Raw genomic sequence first — 21,538 nt, 5'->3', positions numbered from 1 at the left:
TCGTGTTCATGTTCTTCCTCGGTGCGGCACTGTGCCTCATCATCGCGGCCACCCTGTCTGCCGTGGATGCCGCTCTGCTCAACGTCTCCCACCATGCTGTCGAGGAGGCGAAGGAGGACGGCAAACGCTCGGCTGTGCGCGTGGAGCGGATCCTCGCGGACCTGCCGACGAACATCAACGTCATCATCTTCGTCCGCAACTTCCTCGAAGCACTCGCCACGGTCTTCATCGCGCTGGCCTATGACTCCTACTACTCCGTGGGTCCGCTCATGGTCTTCCTGACGGTGATCACCGCCTCGGTGGCGGTCTTCATCATCGCCGGAGTCTCCCCGCGCACGATCGGCAAACGCCGGTCCCTGGCCGTGAGCCTCAACCTCAGCTGGGTCGTGCGCATCGTCCTCGTCGCGCTCAAACCGCTGGCTCGCATCCTCGTCGTGCTCGGCAATCTGCTCACCCCGGACAAGGTGTACAAGGACGGTCCGTTCGTGACCTCCGAACAGCTGCGCGACCTCGTCGAGCGTGCCAGCGAATCCGACATCATCGAAGACGGCGAACGCGAGATGATCCAGTCCGTGTTCAATCTCTCGGACACCTCGGCGAACGAGGTCATGGTGCCGCGCACCGACCTCATCACCGTCGATGCCGACGTCAGCCTGCAGAAGACGATGAATCTGTTCTTCCGCTCCGGCTTCTCCCGGATCCCTGTCTGCGGGGAGGATCTCGACGACGTCCGCGGAGTCGCCTACCTCAAGGACGTCGCCCGGCGTCTCCACCTCCATCCCGAGGAGGCCGAACGGCCCGTGGGCAACCTGGCCCGCACCGTCCTGTTCGTCCCGGAGACGAAGCCGGCCGATGACCTGCTGCGGCAGATGCAGCTGGACTCGACGCATCTGGCGATCCTCATCGACGAATACGGCGGCACCGCCGGGCTGGTGACCATCGAAGACATCGTCGAGGAGATCGTCGGCGAGATCGAAGACGAATACGACAACGGCGATGACGAACTCGTTGAAGGCGACGACGGATCATTCATCATCAGCACCCGCATGTCGATCTCCGACTTCGCCGACTATTTCGATGTGCGCATCGACGAGGATGACGTCAACAGCGTCGGCGGACTGCTCTCGAAGCTCATCGACCGGGTGCCCATCGACGGCTCGCATGCATCGATCGAAGGCCTCGAGATCGAAGCCATGGAGGGTCAGGGCCGCCGCCATCGGATCACCCACGTGCGGGTCACCCGCACCCACGAGGACAGCAGAGACGACGCACAGACCGCCGCAGCCGGTGGTTCGGGGACGCAGGAAGAGGACTGAGATGGAATTTCGCACCGACTACCCCGAGGACTACCGGGCGGGCTTCGCCTGCTTCGTGGGACGGCCCAATACGGGCAAATCGACGCTGACGAACGCCCTTGTGGGCGAGAAGGTCGCGATCACCTCGGCCAAACCTCAGACGACCCGTCACACGATCCGCGGAGTCGTTCACAAGGACGATCACCAGCTCATCCTCATCGACACCCCCGGACTGCACAAACCGCGCACCCTCCTGGGGTCACGACTCAATGATCTTGTGGCGTCCACGCTGGGGGAGGTCGACGTCATCGGCTTCTGCCTGCCCGCCGATGAGCCGATCGGTCCCGGTGACCGCTATATCGCCTCCCAGCTGGCGCTGCTGGACGGGCGGACCCCGATCGTGGCGCTCGTGACGAAGGTCGACCGGGTGCCCAAGGACAAGATCGCCGAGGCGCTGCTGGCCGTCGGCGAGCTCGCCGACTTCGCCGATGTCGTGCCCGTCTCCGCCGTTGAGGACTTCCAGGTCGACACCGTCGATTCGGTGCTCGCGGCACACCTGCCGAAATCTCCTCCGCTCTATCCCGACGGTGACCTCACGGATGAGCCGGAGGAGAAGATGATCGCCGAGCTCGTCCGCGAGGCCGCCCTCGAAGGTGTGCGGGACGAACTGCCGCATTCCCTGGCTGTGCAGGTCGAGGAGATGTACCCGCGGGAAGGCCGCAGCGAGGACAATCCGCTGTGGAACGTCCACGTCAACCTCTATGTCGAACGTCCCAGCCAGAAGGCCATCATCATCGGCAAGGGCGGCAGCCGGCTCAAAGCGATCGGCTCGGAGTCCCGCCAGGGCATCGAACGGCTGCTCGGCACGAAGGTCTACCTCGACCTGCACGTCAAGGTGGCCAAGGACTGGCAGCGCGATCCGAAGCAGCTCGGCCGCCTCGGCTTCGACTTCAACAACTGAGCCTGTCAAGCCTGTCGCCGATGGCGGGGTGTACCGCGCGTTGTCTGTCAGTTGTCAGGTGGCGGAATCCGCGCCGGTCCGCGCTCTGTGATGGACGCCACCTCGTGTCGGCCGAGTTGAACCGGGCACTCGGGCCTGCCTTAGACTAGGCCGAGTGAATGCCGAGCAGACTCTGGTCGCACTGAGCGACCGATCCCCACAGGTTGCCCCCGAAGAGCTCATCGCAGGTCTCGTGCCGCCGCCGCAGTTCGAAGACGTATCCTTCGACAGCTACCGTACCGACCCGGCCGAGCCGTCGCAGGAAGAGGCGAGGAACAAGCTGCGGGAATTCACCGAGCGCTCGACCGGCCAGGGATTCTTCGGCAAGCTGTTCTCGAAGGGCAAGTCCGGCGCCAAGGGCGTCTACCTCGATGGCGGCTACGGCGTCGGCAAGACTCATCTGCTGGCTTCTGCCTGGCACGCCAATGACAAGCCTGCAACCTTCGGCACCTTCGTCGAATACACGAATCTCGTCGGAGCCTTGGGCTTCGCCCGGGCCCGCGACGATCTGTCGACGATGAAGCTCGTGTGCGTCGACGAATTCGAACTCGACGACCCCGGCGACACCGTGCTCATGTCACGGCTGATGCGCGAGCTCACCGACGCCGGGGTGAAGATCATCGCGACGTCGAACACTCTGCCCGGATCTCTGGGGGAGGGGCGCTTCGCCGCTCAGGACTTCCTGCGCGAGATCCAGGCGCTGGCCGATCAGTTCGAGGTCTACCGCATCGACGGCAAGGACTACCGTGCCCGTGAGCTCACCGCTCCGGCCGATCCGCTGTCGGAGTCCGAACTCGACGCGGCTGCGAGCCGGCTCGACGGGGTCGTCGCCCGCGACGACTTCTCTCAGCTGCTCAGCCACCTGTCCACCGTCCATCCCTCGCGCTACGGGCGGATGGTCGACGGCGTCGACGCGGCTGTGTGGGAAAACGTTCGCACCATCGACAACGAGAGCGTGGCACTGCGATTCGTCGCGCTCGTCGACCGGCTCTACGATCGCAATGTGCCGATCCTCAACTCCGGTGCGGCCCTCGACAAGGTCTTCACCGACGAGTCGCTGGCCGGCGGGTACAAGAAGAAGTACATGCGCTGCCTCTCACGCCTGACCGCACTGTCGTCCTGAGCCCGTATCGGGGTCCTTCCCCGAACCGGACCGGGGTCCGGCCCGACGAGCGACGCCCGTGAGACCTCCGAACGAGGTCTCACGGGCGTCGTTGTCATCAGCTCAGGCCGATCGCATCGAAGATGCGCAGGTCCGGGACCCAATCGGGCAGACCGGTGAGTCGGAGGGTCAACCACACGACGGCGGTCACGAACGCTGCCGTCACCGCGCCGACGGTCCAGCGCACCCACAGACTCTGCGCCATGATCCAGTGGGTCCACCGTTCGACGTTCACGCGCACGAAGTGCAGCAGCCGCCGAGCCCAGTGGAACTCGCTGGAGATGATGAACAAGCCGATGATGACGATGAGCCAGCCCGGCCCGGGCAGCGGAACGAGAACGAGTCCGATGAGCACGATGAGTGTGCCGAGGCCACCGACGATGCTGCGATACAGCCGTGCCGTGTGCGGATTGGCCAGCACTGTGCGGCGCCACCGGAGGAAGCCCAAACGCAGCTTGCGCCACGGTCGGGGACCTTGCCGGTGGTGGCGTGACAACCAGCCTTTGGGGCGGGTCTGCGGACTCTCTGCGTTCACCCCACCACTATAGGATGGTGACCCTGAAAGCTTGATCGACGGGTGTGACCACGATCACCCGATTCTGATTTTGCGTAAGCCGCCACCTGCGTATAGAGTTATATCTCGTTGCCAGGGAAACCGGGCAGCGAGAAATGCGGATGTGGCTCAGTTGGTAGAGCATCACCTTGCCAAGGTGAGGGTCGCGGGTTCGAGTCCCGTCATCCGCTCGGAGGCGTCATGGCACTGCCTTGGCGGTGGCGTGGCCGAGAGGCGAGGCAGCGGCCTGCAAAGCCGTATACACGGGTTCGAATCCCGTCGCCACCTCGGATGACCGGCAGAAATGTCGGTTGACCAGCGCGATTGGCGCAGCGGTAGCGCGCTTCCTTCACACGGAAGAGGTCACTGGTTCGATCCCAGTATCGCGCACAGGGACCCTCGGGTTCCGGTGCAACAAATGAATAGAGCGCGATTGGCGCAGCGGTAGCGCGCTTCCCTGACACGGAAGAGGTCACTGGTTCGATCCCAGTATCGCGCACAGAAGGAGCCCCGAGTGATCCACTCGGGGCTTCGTGCATTCACGCTCGGGCAGGTGTCTGTCTATGAGGCGCTTTTTCGCAATAGCTCACTTTTGGGTGAATAGCCCATGTTTGAAACAGGGCTGTTCACTCTAAAGTGGGCTGAACCCGCGAGGTATGGCTGCGGCCGCCAGCGGCGGGGAAGCGCGATGGTGGGCACGGCGAGGCAGTGGCTCCCGAGGTTCATGGTGCTGATGTGGATAGTGTGCGTTTCGTTCACTATGTTCCAGGACTGAAACGCGGTCAGCATGCTGTAACAAAGGGGTTTGCTAGTACGCTGGGTGTTGTACTAAACGACGATGACTTCGGAGCACCTATGTCTACTCCTCAGAACCCGTACGGTTCGGGTGACGGTTCGCCCAACGACCCCAACGGGCAGAACCCGAACAACCAGCCGCCGAATGCCCCCAACTACGGCAGCGATCAGAACGTCGGTCAGCAGCCCGGACAGTCGGGCTCGGGGCAGTCCGGGCAGCCGTACGGCTCGGCGGGCAGCCAGCCCTACGGCTCGCAGCCGAACTACGGCCAGGGCGGCAACGACGGCTCGCAGCAGTACGGGCAGCAGGCTCCCCAGTACGGTTCGCAGCCCAACTACGGTGCGTCGAACGACCAGAATCAGTATGGCCAGAACCAGTACGGTCAGGACCCGAACAACCAGTACGGCCAGGGTCAGGACGACCAGAACCCGTATGGCGGCAATCAGTACGGTCAGAACCCCTATGACGCCAACGCGCAGTACGATGCCAACCAGTACGGTCAGCAGCCGGCCTACGTGGGTGCAGACGGTTCCTCCGATCAGTTCATCCCGGCCAACCCGAACGCCGCCTACGGTCAGTACCCATCTGGCAGCGGCGGGAACACGTCGAAGAACATCTGGGGCATCCTCGCTCTGATCGGCGGCATCGTCGGTATTCTCACCTCCGGACTCATCATCGGCGGACTGCTCGGCATTGCGGCGGTCATCTTCGGATTCATAGCGCTTTCCGCGATCAAAAAGGGGCTTGCGTCAAACAAGGGACTGAGCATTACCGGTCTCATCCTCGGATTCGTTGCAATCCTCGCCACGATCATTGCCGTGATCGTCTACTTTGCGCTCGGAATCGGATTCATATCCGCCGTCGACCAAGCCTCGAGTCAGTCTCCGACATCGGCTCCGAGCCAGGGGGCCGGACAGGATCCCAGCCAGGGCTCCGACGGCTCGGATGGAGGCGACGCCGCACCCGCTCAGGGCGGAGAGGTCGAGATCGGCACCGACGTCACTGCACAGATCAACGTCCGCGAGGGCACCGCAGGCGAGTACGCCTCAGGCGCCGAATCGACCAATGGTGAGATCGCCATCGTGACGATGACCGTGAAGAACAACTCGAATTCCGACCTGGAGATGACTCTCACGAACCTGTCCGCCAACGACGGCGGCAGCACGGAATACGACGACGTCTTCGACGGCGGAAACTACAAGGGCTCCCTGGCCTTCACCGATCCGGTTCCCGCCGGCGGCGAAACGACCTATGAATTCGCCTTCGCTGTCCCCAAGGCCGAAATCGATGGGATGCACCTCAAGCTCGAACTCGTCGACGACCTCGGCAAGGGCAAGGACTTCGAGTTCTACAAGCAGTGACACTCTGTTTCCCGAGGTGACAGGGCCCAGACGGTCCTGAACGCTCGGCTGCAGGGGTCGCCGGACTCAGTGTGGGTGGCAGTCTTCGGACTGTCACCCAACTGATTTGTCGCAACCGAATTGGTACTAGAATCTGAGGGTGAGTCGCCCACCGAACGGGCTGGAAGAATGAACACGGAACGAACGGAGAAATCAGTGGCAGACAGCATTGACTGCGCGGGCGAAAGCATTCCTTTCACAGAGGGGCTGACCGGAACGGAGATCTTCTCCACCGACCGCACGGTCGTTGCCATGTGGCTGAACGGCGAACCCGCCGACCTCAGCCGCGAGCTGCAGGCAGGCGATCGGATCGCCCCGATCACCATCGACTCCGATGCCGGACTCGATATCCTGCGCCACTCGACCGGTCACGTCACCGCTCAGGCCGTTCAGGAGCTCTTCCCGGGAACCAAACTCGGCATCGGTCCCTACATCACCGACGGCTACTACTTCGACTTCGACGTCGCCGAGCCCTTCACCCCTGAGGATCTCAAGGCGATTCAGAAGAAGGCCGCCCAGATCGTCAAGTCCGGCCAGACCTTCAACCGCGTCGTCGTCACCGAGGACGAGGCACGGGAGCGGATGGCGAACGAGCCGTTCAAGCTCGAGCTCATCGACGACAAAGGCAACGGCGGCGACGAAGAGACCTCCGTGGAGGTCGGCGGCGGTGAACTCACCGTCTACGAGAACGTCGACCGCAAGGGGGAAGTCGTGTGGCAGGACCTGTGCCGCGGTCCCCATCTGCCCAACACCAAGCTCATCGGCAACGGCTTCGCCATCACCCGATCCTCGGCCGCCTACTGGCGCGGCGACCAGGCGAATGCGAGCCTGCAGCGTGTCTACGGCACCGCCTGGGCTTCGAAGGACGACCTCAAGGCCTACCAGGACCGCATTGCCGAGGCCGAACGTCGCGACCATCGCAAACTCGGCGCCGAAATGGACCTGTTCTCCTTCCCCGAGGAGCTCGGCTCCGGTCTGCCCGTCTTCCACCCCAAGGGCGGCGTCATCAAACGGGAGATGGAGGACTACGTCCGCGCGCGTCACATCGCTGAGGGCTTCGAATACGTCGGCACCCCGCACATCTCGAAAGAGACCCTCTACTACACGTCGGGCCACCTGCCTTACTACGGCGAGAACATGTTCCCGGCGATGTCGGTCGACGAGGTCCGCGACGAGTCCGACCAGGTCGTTAAGGAGGGCACACCGTACCGGCTCAAGGCCATGAACTGCCCGATGCACAACCTCATCTTCCGGTCCCGCGGCCGGTCCTATCGAGACCTGCCCCTGCGCCTGTTCGAGTTCGGCACCGTCTACCGCGATGAGGCCTCCGGTGTCATCCACGGCCTCACTCGCGTCCGCGCCCTGACCCAGGACGATTCGCACTCCTACGTCGCCCAGGAAGACGCCGGGAAGGAGATCCGCCATCTGCTGGGCTTCGTGCTCAGCCTCCTGCGCGACTTCGGCCTCGACGACTTCTACCTCGAGCTCTCCACCCGCGATGAGGACGGGAAGAAGGCGGATAAGTTCATCGGCTCCGACGAACAGTGGGCCGAAGCCACCAGCGTGCTCGAGGAGGTCGCCCAGGAGACCGGACTCGAACTCGTCCCCGATCCGGGCGGCGCGGCCTTCTACGGCCCGAAGATCTCCGTCCAGGCCCGCGACGCCATCGGCCGCACCTGGCAGATGTCGACCGTCCAGCTCGACTTCAACCAGCCCGAGCGCTTCGGACTCGAATACGTCGCCGCCGACGGCTCCCGCAGACAGCCGGTGATGATCCACTCCGCGAAGTTCGGCTCCATCGAACGCTTCCTCGGCGTGCTCACCGAACACTACGCCGGAGCCTTCCCCGTGTGGCTGGCGCCCGTGCAGGTGACCTGCATCCCCGTGGCCGATGAGTTCAACGACTACCTCGCCGAGGTGGCCGACCAGCTGCGTGCCGCCGGAGTCCGGGTCGAGATCGACGACAGCGACGACCGGTTCCCGAAGAAGATCCGCAACGCGTCGAAGTCGAAGGTGCCCTTCACTCTCATCGCCGGAGGAGAGGACCGCGACGCCGGTGCCGTGTCCTTCCGCTTCCGCAGCGGTGAACAGGAGAACGGCGTGCCCGTCGCCGAGGCGGTGCGACGGATCCTCGACACGATCGAGACCAAGGCCCAGGTATGAGCGGAGGCGACGAGGACCGAACCGCTCAGGATCACTCGGGCGGCCGCCTCGGTGAGGGAATTCCCTGCGCCGAGGCCGCCGCCGGGTTCCCCGGGGAACCCGACGGATTCCAACGCCTGTGGACCCCGCACCGGATGGTCTACATCGACGGTCAGGACAAACCCAAGGACGATCGAGCCGACGAATGTCCGTTCTGCACGGCACCGTCGAAGACCGACGCGGACGGACTCATCGTCGCCCGCGGTCAGCACGTGTACGCGGTGCTCAACCTCTACCCGTACAACCCGGGCCATCTGCTCATCTGCCCCTACCGTCATGTCGCCGACTACACGGACCTGAGCCAAGACGAGACCGTCGAACTCGCCGGTTTCACGCAGCAGGCGATGCGCGTGATCCGGGCCGTGTCCGGACCCCACGGTTTCAACCTGGGCATGAATCAGGGACCGGTGGCCGGCGCGGGAATCGCCGCCCACCTGCACCAGCACGTCGTCCCGCGCTGGGGCGGAGACGCGAACTTCCTGCCCGTGATCGCTCAGACCAAGGCCCTGCCGCAGGTGCACGCCGATGTGCAGGCACGGCTGCAAAAGGAATGGAACAGATGAATCCTGAAGACCTCGGCACCCTCGCCGAGTACTCCTCGCCCATGCTGCGCGGCAGCGACACCGTCATCACGATCCGGCGACCCGACCTCGAGACCAACAGCTACCTCGCCCAGCTGTTCGCCTTCAGTGGCGACCGCTCCAGACGGCTGACACACTCTTGGTCGGACTCGGACCCGCAGTGCGTCCCGAACTGGTCGGGATATCTGAGCGCGGAGAACAAGGCCGCCCCGCAGCTCTACGTCGGCGACAGCCTGGAGACGGCACACCAGATCACGGACAACCACCTCGGGGTGTCCGAATTCGCTCTCGACGACTCCAGCGCCAGGGCGCTCTACGTCGCCCGTGTCGCCGAACCCGGCCGGTACGGCCTCGACGAGGCCGTTCCGGCGTCCGAAGAGGCCCCACGCCGGATCACCACGGCGTCCTACCTGGCCAACGGACTCGGCTATACGAATGACCGCCCGGCCCGTGCCTTCCTCGTCGACCTCGCCGAACCCGGACTCGGCACCGTCGGCCTGCGGGGGGCCTCCGAGGTCCCGCTGTCGACGCTGCTGACCACTCCGGACACCGACGTCCACGACCCCCAGTTCTCCCCGGGCGGTCACTGGGCGAGCGTGATCGCGGCAGCCGAACCCGATCGGGGCCGACCCGACCTGCGCAGCACCGTGTGGCTGCTCGGCCGCGAGGAGTCGCACCCGCTCGACCTGCCGCCGATGAGTCTGAGTCTGCACGTGTGGATCGACACCGAACGGGTGCTGCTGCTCGGCAACGCTCTGATCCGGGACGAACTCGACTTCGTCGGGCAGATGCCCGGACTCTTCCTCCACGACATGACGACCGGCTCCACGAGGCGGCTGACCGACCCGGAGACCGTGGCCCTGGCACCGATCCGGCCGCAGATCCACGGGGGAGCGGTCGTCGCCGCCGTCGACACCGACGGAGCCACCCGGATCGTTCGCATCGGCCTCGACGCCGCACAGGTCGCCCTCGACGACCTCGACTTCCTCACCGACGACACCACCGTCGTCAACGGCTTCGACCTCGACGAGGAGACCCTCGTCTTCACCGGATCGACTCCACGCTCTCCGGCCGTCCTCGGCCGGATCGGTCTCGACGCCCGCGCGGACTCCGGGGCCGCCTCGGTGACGGGTGAGACGGTCATCGTCAAGGAGCATCCGGCACCGGCGAACTCCGTCGAACCCCAGGTGCTGCGGGTGCCAGGCGTTTCCGGGACGATCACCGGCTGGCTGGCCAAACCGCACGGGGAGGGACCCTTCCCCGTCATCCTCAACATCCACGGCGGGCCCTTCGCCCAGTACACGCATTCGTGGTTCGACGAGACCCAGGTGCTCACCTCCGCAGGATATGCCGTCGTGTATTCGAACCCGCGCGGATCCGGCGGCCGCACCCGCAGCTGGGGGACCGCCGTCCAAGGCGATATGGCGGCTCCGGCGATGGCCGATGTGCTCGCCGTCCTCGACCACGCCCTCGAATCCGATCCCACCCTCGACCGCAGCCGGCTGGGCATCCAGGGCGGATCGTATGGGGGATATCTCACAGCGATGACGATCGCCGCGGACCATCGCTTCGACGCAGCCGTCGTCGAACGCGGCTACCTCGATCCCGACAGCTTCGTCGGGACCTCCGACATCGGGCGCTTCTTCACCGAGGAGTACACGAGCCGCAGCCGAGAGGCCATCGCGGCCCAATCGCCCCTGGCCCACGCCCCACAGGTCGGCACACCGACTCTGGTGATGCATTCGGAACTCGATCTGCGCTGCCCGCTGGAACAGGCACAGCAGTACTACGCGGCCCTGCAGCGAGCCGGAGTCGACACCGAGATGCTCATCTTCCCCGGCGAGAACCACGAACTCTCCCGGGCTGGGCAGCCCCGCCACCGCAGGCAGCGTTTCGAAGCCATCCTCGACTGGTGGGACCGGCACCTCAGCGGCGGGGAGCGGACCCGGCCGGAGGGTGAGCGACATCGCTCGGGCGAGGCTGATCCTGGTGCCGCCTCTGCGGCCGACTCCGCCTCATGAGCGTCGAGTTGGTGGGGAACGCGCAGAGCCGATATCGTTCTCTGGGCCGCTGTCGTGCTCTTGCCGAAATCCCCCAGCGTCATTATTCTGCAAACACTTGCCTCCCTTCGCCGCCGACCACTGGAGAAACATGAAACCTCGTAAAGCCTCACGGGTCGTTTTACTCAATGAGCGCGACGAGGTCCTCCTGATCCGGGCCCAAGACCTGCTGACCCCCAGCCACCAGTGGTGGATGACCTGCGGTGGAGGTTCCGAACTCGGCGAATCGGCCGCGCAGACGGCGGCACGGGAACTGGCGGAGGAGACCGGGATCGAATGCGAACCCCACGAACTCATCGGCCCCTTGGCCACTCGTGACGAGGTCTTCGAATTCACGGAGAAGTCACTGCGCCAGGTCGAAACCTATTTCGCCTTCCGCACCACCGAGGACATCGAACTCGAAGACGCGGTCTGGACGGACATCGAGAAACGCAGCCTGCTCGAATTCCGCTGGTGGACCCGGGAGGAGCTCCTGGCCACGACGGAGACGATCTATCCGAAGAATCTGCTCGGCCTCATCGACCTGGCCACCGCCGGGTCCATTCCCGACGTGCCGCTGGTCATCGACTGAACCCGCGACTGCGCACCGAGGCGAGTCCGCACGGAGTCGCCGACGTGAGGCGGCACGGAATCGCCTCCGGTCGTCTGCATGGGTCCGGGCGATCAGCGTATAGAATTGAGAGGCTGTAACTACAGGAAGGAACACCAGTGTCAGGTCATTCCAAATGGGCAACGACTAAACACAAGAAGGCTGCCATCGATGCCAAGCGCGGCAAACTCTTTGCCAAGCTGATCAAGAACATCGAGGTTGCCGCTCGCAACGGTGGACCCGACCCCGACGGCAACCCGACGCTGTTCGATGCGATCCAGAAGGCGAAGAAGAACTCGGTGCCCGCCGACAACATCACCCGCGCGGTCAAGCGCGGCGGCGGTCTCGACGGCTCCGGAGTCAACTACGAGACGATCATGTACGAAGGCTACGCCGCCGGCGGTGTGGCTCTGCTCATCGAATGTCTCACCGACAACCGCAACCGTGCCGCCTCCGAGGTGCGCGTGGCCGTGACCCGCAACGGCGGGTCGATGGCCGATCCCGGTTCGGTGACGTACAACTTCAACCGCAAGGGCGTCATCACCGTGGGCGCCGAGGAGACCGACGAAGAGGCCATCCTGCTGGCGACCATGGACGCCGGGGCCGAAGAGGTCAAGGAAGTCGGCGAGAAGTTCGAGATCATCTGCGAGGCCACCGACCTCGTGGCCGTGCGCACCGCGCTCGTCGACGCCGGGATCGACTACGACTCGGCCGAAGCCTCCTTCGTGCCCGAGCTCGAGGTCAGCCTCGACGCGGAGACCGCGCAGAAGGTCTTCTCCCTCATCGACGCGCTCGAAGACAGCGACGAAGTGCAGAACGTCTACTCGAACGCCGATGTCAGCGATGAGGTCCTCGCCGAACTCGATGCCTGATGCGCATCCTCGGTGTTGACCCCGGACTGACCCGGTGCGGGCTCGGTGTCATCGACACCCTGCCCGCTCGGAAGGCGACGATGGTCGCCGTCGACGTCCTGCGGACGCCCTCGGCTGATTCCGTCGACCTGCGGCTCGGTGCCATCGCCGAGGCGTTCGACACCTGGTTGGACACGTACCGTCCCGATGTCGTCGCCATCGAACGCGTCTTTGCCCGCAATGATGTGTCCACGATCATGGGCACCGCCCAGGCATCGGGACTGACGATGGGGCTGGCCGCCCGCCGCGGACTGCCCGTGGCCATGCACACCCCGTCCGAGGTCAAGGCCGCGATCACCGGTTCGGGACGTGCGGACAAGAAGCAGGTCACCTCGATGGTGACACGGATCCTCGGGCTCGAGGCACCGCCGAAGCCCGCCGACGCCGCCGACGCCCTGGCGATCGCGATCTGCCATTCCTGGCGCGGGGCGCTGGCGGCCCAATCGACGCCGGGGAAGAACAAGGACCTCACCGAACGCAAGTCCCGCGGTCGGCAGGGCAGCGGACTGACGAAGGCCCAGCAGCAGTGGGCCGAGGCCATGCGGCGCGCCAAGTGAGCATGGGGGAGCGGGTGCCTGCTAACCTGGATTCGTACACGTGTTCCCCTAAGAAAGGCTGTCCGTGATCAGTTTCCTCAGCGGTACGGTGCAACGGATCGCAGCTGACCACCTCGTCGTTCTCACCTACGGTGTCGGCCGGAAGGTCCACGTCACCCCCGACACCCTGGCCGGCACCCGGCACGGCGTCGAGATCGAACTGGTCACCAGCCTCGTGGTGCGCGAAGACTCGATGACGCTGTTCGGCTTCACCACCGAAGACGAGAACCATACCTTCGAAGTGCTGCTGTCGATCTCCGGAATCGGCCCGCGCCTGGCGATGGCGATCCTGTCGGTGATGGGACCCGACGAACTCGCTGCCGCGATCACGAATCAGGACGCCAATGCGCTCACCCGCGTGCCCGGAATCGGGAAGAAGGGCGCCTCACGCATCATCCTCGAACTCGAGAACAAGCTGCCGAAGCTCACCGCTGCCGCTCCCGGGCCGACCCTGTCATTCGGCGGTGGGAACCAGCAGGTCGTCGACGCCCTCGTGGGACTGGGGTGGAAGGAAGCGCAGGCCGAGGAGGTCGTCGCCGAGGTCGTCAAGGAGACCGGTGCTGACGCCGGCACCTCCGTGATCCTCAAGGCCGCACTGAAGGTCCTGGGTGCGAAGCGATGACGAGCTCCTTCGACCGTGATTCCTACGAGATGGACTTCGGCGATCAGGACCTGACGGGAGCCGAACAGGAGAGGCTCGTCTCCGGACGCGCCGAGACGGCCGAGCGCGATGCCGAGGCGGCGCTGCGCCCGAAGGGCCTGGCCGACTTCATCGGCCAGCCGCAGGTGCGTGAGCAGCTCTCCCTCGTCCTCGACGCCGCGAAGGCCAGGCAGAAGGCTCCCGACCATGTGCTGCTCTCCGGTCCTCCCGGGCTCGGCAAGACCACTCTGGCGATGATCATCGCCCATGAGATGAACGCGAGCCTGCGGGTGACCTCCGGCCCTGCCGTCCAGCATGCCGGCGACCTCGCAGCGATCCTGTCCTCCCTCGAGGAAGGCGAAGTCCTCTTCATCGATGAGATCCACCGGATGGCCCGTGCCGCGGAGGAGATGCTCTATGTGGCGATGGAGGACTTCCGAGTCGATGTCATCGTCGGCAAAGGACCCGGCGCGACCGCCATCCCGCTCGATCTCCCGCAGTTCACTCTCGTCGGCGCCACGACCCGGTCCGGTCTGCTTCCGGCGCCGCTGCGCGACCGCTTCGGCTTCACCGCCCTGCTCGACTTCTATTCGAGCGCCGACCTGCTCACGGTTCTCAGGCGTTCGGCCCGGATGCTCGGCATCGAATCCGAGCTCGCCGGGCTCGAAGAGATCTCCACACGTTCGCGGGGCACCCCGCGAATCGCGAATCGACTGCTGCGCCGCGTCCGCGACTGGGCACAGGTGCGCGGGAGCGGAATCATCGACGAGGAAGCCGCCACCAACGCCCTGCGCGTCTACGAGGTCGACGAACTCGGTCTCGACCGACTCGACCGCTCGGTTCTGCAGGTACTGTGCCAGCGCTTCGGCGGAGGCCCGGTCGGGCTGGGAACGCTCGCTGTCTCCGTGGGCGAAGAAGCCGACACCGTCGAAACCGTGTCCGAGCCGTACCTCGTGCGGGAAGGGCTGATCAGCCGCACCCCACGGGGACGGGTGGCCACCTCGGCCGCCTGGAATCACCTGAAAATGCAGATCCCAGCAAACTATGAGTTCTGAACCGCGCATTTGAGTTCGCGATGAGAGGTGAGGACGAACTAAGCTGGTTCACTGATTCATTCATATGAAAGGCTGATATCTGTGGATTTGCTGATCCCTCTTGCGCTTGCCGCGCTGCTGATCTTTTTCCTGTTCAATTCTCGGCGTAAGCAGAAAGCGCGTGCGGAGCAGATCAAATCGGGTCTCGTGCCCGGCGCAACCGTGATGACGACCTTCGGTGTCTTCGGCACCGTGCTCTCCATCGACGAAGAGAACAACCAGGTGACCATCGAATCGGGACCAGGTACGGTCCTGCGCGTGCACCGCCAGGCGATCGGCCAGATCGAGAACAACCAGGCCGCAGCGCCGGTCGACGCGCCCGCCGCCGACGCCCCCGCCGCTGATGCCGATGTCGATGCCGCCGCCGATGACGAGAAGCCGGCCATCACCGATGCTGAGCTCGACGCCATGAACGAACGCAAGCGCGCCGAGAAGGACACGGCGGATGACGAGGCTGCTGAGGACATCAGCACTGAGGAATCTGCTGCGGAGACCGAGGACGTCGACGCTGAGGCCGCAGAGACTGATGCCGATTCCGCCGCCACGGATGACGCTTCCACGGATTCGACGGACTCGGATACCGACAAGAAGAACTGATCCGTTCTCGCCCTCTGCTCCCGACTGAAAGCTGAAAAGTGTCCGATATCGAAGAAAAACCACGCCCTGGTTTGCGCTTCCTGTGGCTGGCCATCATCACTGTGGCCCTGGCCGCAATCATCGCCGGCGGGGTCATCTGGTCGAATGCCACGACGACTCCGAAGCTCGCGCTCGACCTCGAGGGCGGAACCTCGATCATCCTGGAACCACAGGTGTCCGAGGGCACGGACATCAGCAAGGAGCAGCTCGACCAGGCCGTGGCGATCATCCGTCAGCGCGTCGACTCGACCGGTGTCTCCGAAGCCGAGATCTCGACGCAGGGTGACCGCAACATCGTCGTCAACCTCCCGGGCAACCCCGACGAGGAGACACGCAACCTCGTGCGTTCGTCGGCTCAGCTGGTGTTCCGTCGTGTGGCGCTGGTCGGTGACCCGCGTTCACAGGAGCAGATCCAGAAGGAGCAGGAGAGCAGCGGCGAGGAGTCGGGCGCCGATGACGGGCTGAGCGACGAAGAGCGCAAACGCCTCGAGGACCTCACCGGCGCCGATTCGCAGGGCGACGGGGACGGTGAGGATCAGGCTCCGTCCGGCGGCGGCGATGTCGTCGATGCCGGCGGCTCGGCCACAGAGACGGACGAGGCCTCAGAGACGTCGAAGCCGTCGGAATCGGAGAGCAGCGACGCGGAGGAATCCGACGAGACCAGCGGCTCGAGCGAGGGTTCGAAGGTCACCGACTCGACACCGCGGCCTCTCTTCGATCCCGAGAAGGACGCCTCCGAATGGCAGACCGAAAAGATCATCAAGGAATACTCGGAGCTCGACTGCACGAACAAGAAGAACCGGACGGGCGGCCAACAGCAGCCCTCGGACGAACCGGTCGTCTCGTGCTCGGAAGACGGACAGGCGAAGTACATCCTCGGCCCCGTCGAACTCTCCGGTGATCATCTTGCCGATGCGAACGCAGGCTATGCCGCGGGAGCCAACGGCGTGCAGACCAACACCCCTGCCGTCAACCTCTCCTTCGATTCGACCGGGCGTGAGATCTTCAAACAGATCACCTCGGACATCACCGGCAAGCAGCAGCCGTACAACCAGTTCGCGATCGAGCTCGACGGCCTCGTGCTCTCGGCTCCGTCCTCGAACGCGGTGATCACCGACGGCAACGCTCAGATCACCGGCAATTTCACCCTCGACTCGGCACAGACTCTGGCCAATCAGCTCAAGAACGGTTCACTGCCTCTGAGCTTCCAGGTCCAGAGCGAGGACCAGATCTCACCCACCCTGGGATCGAACTACCTCAAGATCGGTCTGCTCACCGGTTTCGTCGGACTCCTGCTCGTCGTCGTCTACTCGCTGCTGCAGTACCGAGTGCTCGGCCTCGTCACGGTCTCGAGCCTCGTCGTCGCCGGTGTGCTCACCTACCTGCTGCTGTTGCTGGCATCGTGGAGATACGGCTATCGACTGTCACTGGCAGGTGTCGCCGGTATCATCATCGGCATCGGAATGGCCGCGGACTCGTTCATCGTCTACTTCGAACGTGTGCGAGACGAACTGCGCAGCGGGCGCAATCTGCTCTCCGCCGTCGAGGTCGGCTGGAACCGTGCCAAGCGCACGATCTACGCCTCCAAGGCCGTGAACATGCTCGCCGCGGTCATCCTCTACATCCTGGCCGTCGGCTCGGTGCGAGGCTTCGCGTTCACGCTGGGCCTGACCGTGATCATCGACGTGCTCATCGTCTTCCTGTTCACCCACCCGATGCTGCAGTTCCTGGCACGCACGAAGTTCTTCGGCGAGGGGCACCCGATGTCGGGCATGGATCCGCGTCTGCTCGGGGTCAAACCCGCCGCATACCGCGGGGCGCTCAACCTGTCCATCGACGACGACGACAAGTCGCCCGAAGCCAAACGGCGGGAGAAGGCGCGGCTGCGCAAGGCCGGAATGACGGCCGAAGACGGGTCCGACACAACCGCCGCGGCAGCAGCCGCGTCCGAATCGGAGGAGACCTCGTCCGACACGACGAAGGCCGCCAAGCCGAAGACGGCCAAATCGAAAGCGGCCAAATCGAAAGCGGCCAAGACCGCGGCGGGCGGGATGACCATCGCCGAGCGGAAGGCCGCGGCTCGACGTGCAGAGGAAGAAGCTGCCGCCGAGGACTCGGCAGCAGCCGACGGCAAGGAGGATGACAAGTGAAACGGTTCTTTGCCTGGGGCAACCGGCTGCACAGCGGCGAATCATCGATCCCCTTCGTCGGCAAGGCGAAGCTGTGGCTGAGCATCGCCGGTGTCCTCGTCCTCCTGTCTCTGCTCGTCCCGCTCATCTTCGGCTTCAACTTCGGAATCGCGTTCAAGGGCGGTTCGCAGTTCCAGGTCGACCACATCACCGACACGTCGGCGGCCAAGGGCGAAGGCATCATCAACGAGGTGGTCTCCGGTTCCGAGCCGCGCCTGACGCCGACCAGTGACACGGCCGTCCAGATCGAGACCAACCAGCTCACCGATCCGCAGATGCAGGACGTCCGCGACGCCCTCGTGTCCGGATACGACGTGAAGGTCGAAGACGTCACCTCGACGTTCGTCGGTCCCGAATGGGGACAGGACGTGACGTCGAAGATGATCCGTGCGCTCGTCATCTTCGTGGCGATCGCGCTGATCGTCATGGCGCTGTACTTCCGCACCTGGAAGATGTCGGTCGCGGCCATCGTCGGACTCTTCGCCGTGATGATCGTGACCATGGGCATCTACTCGGCCACCGGCTTCGAAGTCACTCCGGAAGCCGTCATCGGTTTCCTCACCGTGCTCAGCTTCTCGCTCTACGACACGGTGGTCGTCTTCGACAAGATCCGAGAGAACACCACGAGGTTCGAAGAGAGGCGGAACCTCAAGTTCTCCGAACTCGTCAACCTCGGTGTGAATCAGACGACCGTGCGTTCGATCAACACATCGGTGGTGTCCGTGCTCCCGATCGCCTCGATCCTCTTCATCGGCGTGTTCCTGCTCGGTGCCGGAACGCTGGTCGATATCTCGCTGTCCCTGTTCATCGGTACTATAGTGGCAGCCGCTTCGACGCTGTTCGTCGCGAGCCCCCTCTACGCCGTCCTCCGGGCGAACGAACCGGCGGTCAAGGCACAGGAGGAGGCCGTGCGTGAACTACGCTTGAAGAACGGGGGCGCAGACGTCCCACCGGTGATTCACGCCGAAGTCTGATTCGGCGAGAGAGGAGATGGTGTGGCATCGTCGGCTGATTCGCGTCGTCCGCGAGGCATCTCCCGCTTAGCCTGGTGGGCGGCCAGGGCGCAGAACAACCCTGGCTACCCGCGAGTGCTCGGCCCGATGATCCGGGCCCTGCAGTCGAACCATCCGAAGGCGGACATCGACCTCGTCGTCCGGGCCTACAAGGTCGCCGAGGAGGCTCACCGCGGGCAGACCCGGAAGTCCGGTGACGCCTATATCACCCATCCCATCGCAGTCGCGACGATCCTCGCGGAGATCGGGATGCTGCCGGTCACGCTCGCCGCCGCACTGCTGCACGACACGGTCGAAGACACCTCGTATTCGCTCGACGAGCTGACCGCGGAATTCGGGTCCGAGGTCGCAGCCATGGTCGACGGTGTGACGAAGCTCGACAAACTCACCTACGGGCAGGCCGCGCAGTCCGAGACCGTGCGCAAGATGATCGTGGCGATGGCCAAGGACATCCGCGTCCTCGTCATCAAGCTCGCGGACCGCCTGCACAATGCACGCACCTGGCGATTCGTCCCGGCCTCGTCGAGCACGAAGAAGGCCCGCGAGACCCTCGACATCTTCGCCCCGCTGGCGCATCGGCTGGGCATGAACACGATCAAATGGGAACTCGAAGACCTGTCCTTCCAGGTCCTCCATCCCAAGGTCTACGACGAAGTGGTCCGACTCGTCGCCGACAGGGCTCCCGAGCGCGAGAAGTACCTGGCCACCGTCTCCGAGGAGCTCCAGGGCGAACTCAAGGAATCCGGGATCGACGCCTCCATCACGGGGCGGCCCAAGCACTACTACTCGATCTATCAGAAGATGGTCGTGCGCGGACACGAGTTCGCCGACATCTACGATCTCGTCGGCGTCCGCGTGCTCGTCGAATCCGTGCGCGAATGCTATGCCACCCTCGGCATCGTCCACGCCCGTTGGAACCCGGTTCCCGGACGGTTCAAGGACTATATCGCCATGCCGAAGTACAACATGTACCAGAGCCTGCACACCACGGTGATCGGTCCGGCCGGCAAACCCGTCGAGATCCAGATCCGGACCCACGAGATGGACCGGCGCGCGGAATTCGGCGTCGCCGCCCACTGGAAGTACAAGGACCTGAATAAGTCCTCGAAGGCCGTGACCTCGAACACCGCGCGTTCTGTGAAAGTCTCCGACGCCGGAGAGGTCGACGACGCCGCGTGGCTGCGACAGCTGCTGGACTGGCAGCGCGAGGTCTCCGATCCCGACGAATTCCTCGACAGCCTCCGCTACGAGGTGAACTCGAAGGAGGTCTACGTCTTCACGCCCAAGGGCGAGGTGATGAGCCTGCCGTCGGGTGCCACCCCCATCGACTTCGCCTATGCCGTGCACACCGAGGTCGGACACAAGACGATGGGCGCGCGAGTCAACGGTCGCCTCGTCGCCTTGGACACGGAGCTGAAGAACGGGGACTCCGTCGAGGTATTCACCTCCAAGGACGAGAACGCCGGCCCCAGCCGTGACTGGCTCGGCTTCGTCAAGAGCCCGCGTGCCCGCAGCAAGATCCGGCAGTGGTTCTCGAAGGAACGACGCGAAGAGGCGATCGAGAACGGCCGCGAACAGCTTGCCCGAGCGATGCGACGCCATACGATCTCAGCGGCCTCGCTGATGAGTCAGGAAGCCCTCCAGGTCGTCGCCACGGAGATGCGGCTGCCCGATGTCAGCGCCCTCTACGCCGCGATCGGCAACGGCGTGTCCTCGGCCCAGCACGTCGTGGATCTGCTTGCCAAGGAAGTCGGGGAGGACGACGACTCGGCGGTGCTGCCGCCGGAGCCGCGCAACCGGACCGGTCAGTCCTCGGGGCATCATTCATCGTCCGAAGGCGTCATCGTCAAAGGCGTCGACGATGTGCTCGTCAAACTCGCCCGCTGCTGCACCCCTGTGCCGGGAGATGAGATCCTCGGTTTCGTCACCCGCGGCTCGGGAGTCTCCGTGCATCGCGTCGACTGCCCTAACGTGACCTCACTCAAACGGGAACCCGAACGTATGGTCGAGGTGTCCTGGGGCGAGAAGACGAGCGGAATCTACCTCGTCCAGATCCAGGTCGAAGCCCTCGACCGTTCCGGTCTGCTCTCCGACATCACGAAGGTGCTCACCGAAACCCATGTGAACATCCTGTCGGCGTCGGTCGGCACCTCCCGGGCCCGGGTGGCCCAGTCGAAGTTCGTCTTCGAGATGAGCGACGCCAGCCATCTGGACACGGTGCTCTCCGCCGTGCGCAAGGTCGAAGGGGTCTTCGACGTCTATCGCATCTCCGGCGGCTGACCCTCCCGGTCCAGGGCCTCGCGCATCTGGGCGACGAACGGGCGGCGGGCCACCTCGGTGAGGTAGTCCCGGAAGCGATCCCGCAGTCCTGCGGGAACCTCCGCGATGATGCCCTTGAGTGCCCGCGGGGACTCGGCCGTGCGGAACCGGAAGTGCGGGAAGAGCAGATCGTAGAGTGTGCGTTCCTCCGTGGTGATGGGCAGCCCGTCGATGAGGCACCAATCGTCGTCGGCCAAGGTCGTCTCGTGGACGTCGAAATCGTCATCGGCGATCCATCGGCGTCTGGGCAGAGTGATGAAATTCAGCGGAGCAGGAGCACGGCCGAGACCCCGATGCACCCACCAGGCGCTGTCATGGGAGAGCGCGAGACCCGGCGGAATGAGCGAATGCAGTGCGGCCATACGCTCTGCGGGGGAGAGGATTGCGCCCTTGCGCACCCATGTCGATTCGGTCAGTCGGATGAGCAGTCCGTCGAGGGTGAGCTCGGTGAGGTGCTCGTACCCGAAGTCCCGCAGATGAAACAACGCCTCCATACCCGAAC

The 21,538-nt window shown here is 64.6% G+C and carries 18 protein-coding genes and 4 tRNA genes; 20 read left to right on the top strand and 2 right to left on the bottom strand.

The genetic code is table 11. The features are described from left to right. Positions 1-8: 8 nt before the first annotated feature. The 3 genes from AD89_RS0106890 to zapE all read left to right on the top strand — a co-directional run bounded on the left by AD89_RS0106890 (position 9) and on the right by zapE (position 3,418). On the top strand, positions 9-1,316 hold the full coding sequence (locus tag AD89_RS0106890) for a hemolysin family protein (RefSeq protein ID WP_081770368.1): 1,308 nt from the start codon (positions 9-11) through the stop codon (positions 1,314-1,316). A gap of 1 nt (position 1,317) precedes the next feature. Next, positions 1,318-2,256, top strand: a complete 939-nt coding sequence (era, locus tag AD89_RS0106885) for a GTPase Era (protein ID WP_025777866.1) — start codon at positions 1,318-1,320, stop codon at positions 2,254-2,256. 154 nt (positions 2,257-2,410) lie between these two features. Next, the gene (gene zapE, locus AD89_RS18280) at positions 2,411-3,418 is read left to right on the top strand and encodes a cell division protein ZapE (protein ID WP_035320155.1); all 1,008 of its coding nucleotides are present in this window, start codon (positions 2,411-2,413) and stop codon (positions 3,416-3,418) included. Between the two features lie 97 nt (positions 3,419-3,515). Here the strand turns inward: zapE and AD89_RS0106875 are convergent, their stop codons facing one another. Then, a complete protein-coding gene (locus tag AD89_RS0106875; RefSeq protein WP_231488511.1) occupies positions 3,516-3,992 on the bottom strand; it encodes a TIGR02611 family protein in 477 nt (158 codons plus the stop codon). A gap of 136 nt (positions 3,993-4,128) precedes the next feature. Between AD89_RS0106875 and AD89_RS0106870 the strand changes: the two genes are divergently transcribed. The 17 genes from AD89_RS0106870 (at position 4,129) to AD89_RS0106785 (ending at position 20,997) form a co-directional block, all read left to right on the top strand. Beyond that, a tRNA-Gly gene (locus AD89_RS0106870) sits at positions 4,129-4,201 on the top strand. Positions 4,202-4,227: 26 nt separating this feature from the next. Further along, positions 4,228-4,298, top strand: a tRNA-Cys gene (locus AD89_RS0106865). A gap of 30 nt (positions 4,299-4,328) precedes the next feature. After that, a tRNA-Val gene (locus AD89_RS0106860) sits at positions 4,329-4,400 on the top strand. Positions 4,401-4,437: 37 nt separating this feature from the next. After that, positions 4,438-4,509, top strand: a tRNA-Val gene (locus AD89_RS0106855). A gap of 356 nt (positions 4,510-4,865) precedes the next feature. Continuing rightward, positions 4,866-6,167, top strand: a complete 1,302-nt coding sequence (locus tag AD89_RS0106845) for a DUF4190 domain-containing protein (RefSeq protein WP_025777864.1) — start codon at positions 4,866-4,868, stop codon at positions 6,165-6,167. Between the two features lie 195 nt (positions 6,168-6,362). Then, positions 6,363-8,369 (top strand): threonine--tRNA ligase, encoded by a 2,007-nt coding sequence (thrS, locus tag AD89_RS0106840; protein WP_025777863.1) that lies wholly within the window; start codon positions 6,363-6,365, stop codon positions 8,367-8,369. After that, entirely contained in the window at positions 8,366-8,971 is a 606-nt protein-coding gene (locus AD89_RS0106835) for an HIT family protein (protein ID WP_025777862.1), read from the top strand. Before thrS ends, AD89_RS0106835 begins: the two co-directional genes overlap by 4 nt. Then, on the top strand, positions 8,968-11,010 hold the full coding sequence (locus tag AD89_RS0106830; protein ID WP_025777861.1) for an alpha/beta hydrolase family protein: 2,043 nt from the start codon (positions 8,968-8,970) through the stop codon (positions 11,008-11,010). The genes AD89_RS0106835 and AD89_RS0106830 overlap by 4 nt, the downstream gene beginning before the upstream one ends. Before the next feature lie 130 nt (positions 11,011-11,140). Beyond that, positions 11,141-11,620, top strand: a complete 480-nt coding sequence (locus AD89_RS0106825; protein ID WP_025777860.1) for an NUDIX hydrolase — start codon at positions 11,141-11,143, stop codon at positions 11,618-11,620. 137 nt (positions 11,621-11,757) lie between these two features. Next, entirely contained in the window at positions 11,758-12,510 is a 753-nt protein-coding gene (locus tag AD89_RS0106820) for a YebC/PmpR family DNA-binding transcriptional regulator (protein ID WP_025777859.1), read from the top strand. Continuing rightward, complete coding sequence (ruvC, locus tag AD89_RS0106815) at positions 12,510-13,106, top strand: crossover junction endodeoxyribonuclease RuvC (protein ID WP_025777858.1); 597 nt, start codon at positions 12,510-12,512, stop codon at positions 13,104-13,106. The genes AD89_RS0106820 and ruvC overlap by 1 nt, the downstream gene beginning before the upstream one ends. Positions 13,107-13,170: 64 nt before the next feature. Beyond that, a complete protein-coding gene (gene ruvA, locus AD89_RS0106810; protein ID WP_025777857.1) occupies positions 13,171-13,767 on the top strand; it encodes a Holliday junction branch migration protein RuvA in 597 nt (198 codons plus the stop codon). Next, on the top strand, positions 13,764-14,840 hold the full coding sequence (ruvB, locus tag AD89_RS0106805) for a Holliday junction branch migration DNA helicase RuvB (RefSeq protein WP_035320154.1): 1,077 nt from the start codon (positions 13,764-13,766) through the stop codon (positions 14,838-14,840). Before ruvA ends, ruvB begins: the two co-directional genes overlap by 4 nt. An 81-nt stretch (positions 14,841-14,921) precedes the next feature. After that, on the top strand, positions 14,922-15,476 hold the full coding sequence (yajC, locus tag AD89_RS19260) for a preprotein translocase subunit YajC (protein WP_231488509.1): 555 nt from the start codon (positions 14,922-14,924) through the stop codon (positions 15,474-15,476). 71 nt (positions 15,477-15,547) lie between these two features. Further along, positions 15,548-17,665 (top strand): protein translocase subunit SecD, encoded by a 2,118-nt coding sequence (secD, locus tag AD89_RS0106795; protein WP_035320153.1) that lies wholly within the window; start codon positions 15,548-15,550, stop codon positions 17,663-17,665. Continuing rightward, the gene (gene secF, locus AD89_RS0106790) at positions 17,662-18,678 is read left to right on the top strand and encodes a protein translocase subunit SecF (protein WP_025777853.1); all 1,017 of its coding nucleotides are present in this window, start codon (positions 17,662-17,664) and stop codon (positions 18,676-18,678) included. Before secD ends, secF begins: the two co-directional genes overlap by 4 nt. Before the next feature lie 21 nt (positions 18,679-18,699). Further along, positions 18,700-20,997, top strand: a complete 2,298-nt coding sequence (locus AD89_RS0106785) for a RelA/SpoT family protein (RefSeq protein WP_025777852.1) — start codon at positions 18,700-18,702, stop codon at positions 20,995-20,997. On the opposite strand, the gene AD89_RS0106780 is transcribed toward AD89_RS0106785, so the two are convergent. After that, on the bottom strand, positions 20,976-21,530 hold the full coding sequence (locus AD89_RS0106780; protein ID WP_025777851.1) for a hypothetical protein: 555 nt from the start codon (positions 21,528-21,530) through the stop codon (positions 20,976-20,978). The two genes, AD89_RS0106785 and AD89_RS0106780, sit on opposite strands and share 22 nt — an antisense overlap. Positions 21,531-21,538 lie beyond the last annotated feature (8 nt).

The organism is Brevibacterium sp. VCM10, from assembly GCF_000583215.1.
GTDB classification, from domain to species: domain Bacteria; phylum Actinomycetota; class Actinomycetes; order Actinomycetales; family Brevibacteriaceae; genus Brevibacterium; species Brevibacterium linens.
Note: the sequence above shows the minus strand (reverse complement) of the source record. Positions and strands in the feature narration are given on the sequence as shown.

Coding starts and splice junctions, on each gene's coding strand:
- AD89_RS0106890 (WP_081770368.1), top strand. CDS start 9: ATGTTCTTCCTCGGTGCGGCACTGTGCCTCATCATCGCGGCCACCCTG.
- era (WP_025777866.1), top strand. CDS start 1,318: ATGGAATTTCGCACCGACTACCCCGAGGACTACCGGGCGGGCTTCGCC.
- AD89_RS0106845 (WP_025777864.1), top strand. CDS start 4,866: ATGTCTACTCCTCAGAACCCGTACGGTTCGGGTGACGGTTCGCCCAAC.
- AD89_RS0106835 (WP_025777862.1), top strand. CDS start 8,366: ATGAGCGGAGGCGACGAGGACCGAACCGCTCAGGATCACTCGGGCGGC.
- AD89_RS0106830 (WP_025777861.1), top strand. CDS start 8,968: ATGAATCCTGAAGACCTCGGCACCCTCGCCGAGTACTCCTCGCCCATG.
- AD89_RS0106825 (WP_025777860.1), top strand. CDS start 11,141: ATGAAACCTCGTAAAGCCTCACGGGTCGTTTTACTCAATGAGCGCGAC.
- ruvC (WP_025777858.1), top strand. CDS start 12,510: ATGCGCATCCTCGGTGTTGACCCCGGACTGACCCGGTGCGGGCTCGGT.
- ruvB (WP_035320154.1), top strand. CDS start 13,764: ATGACGAGCTCCTTCGACCGTGATTCCTACGAGATGGACTTCGGCGAT.
- AD89_RS0106780 (WP_025777851.1), bottom strand. CDS start 21,530: ATGGAGGCGTTGTTTCATCTGCGGGACTTCGGGTACGAGCACCTCACC.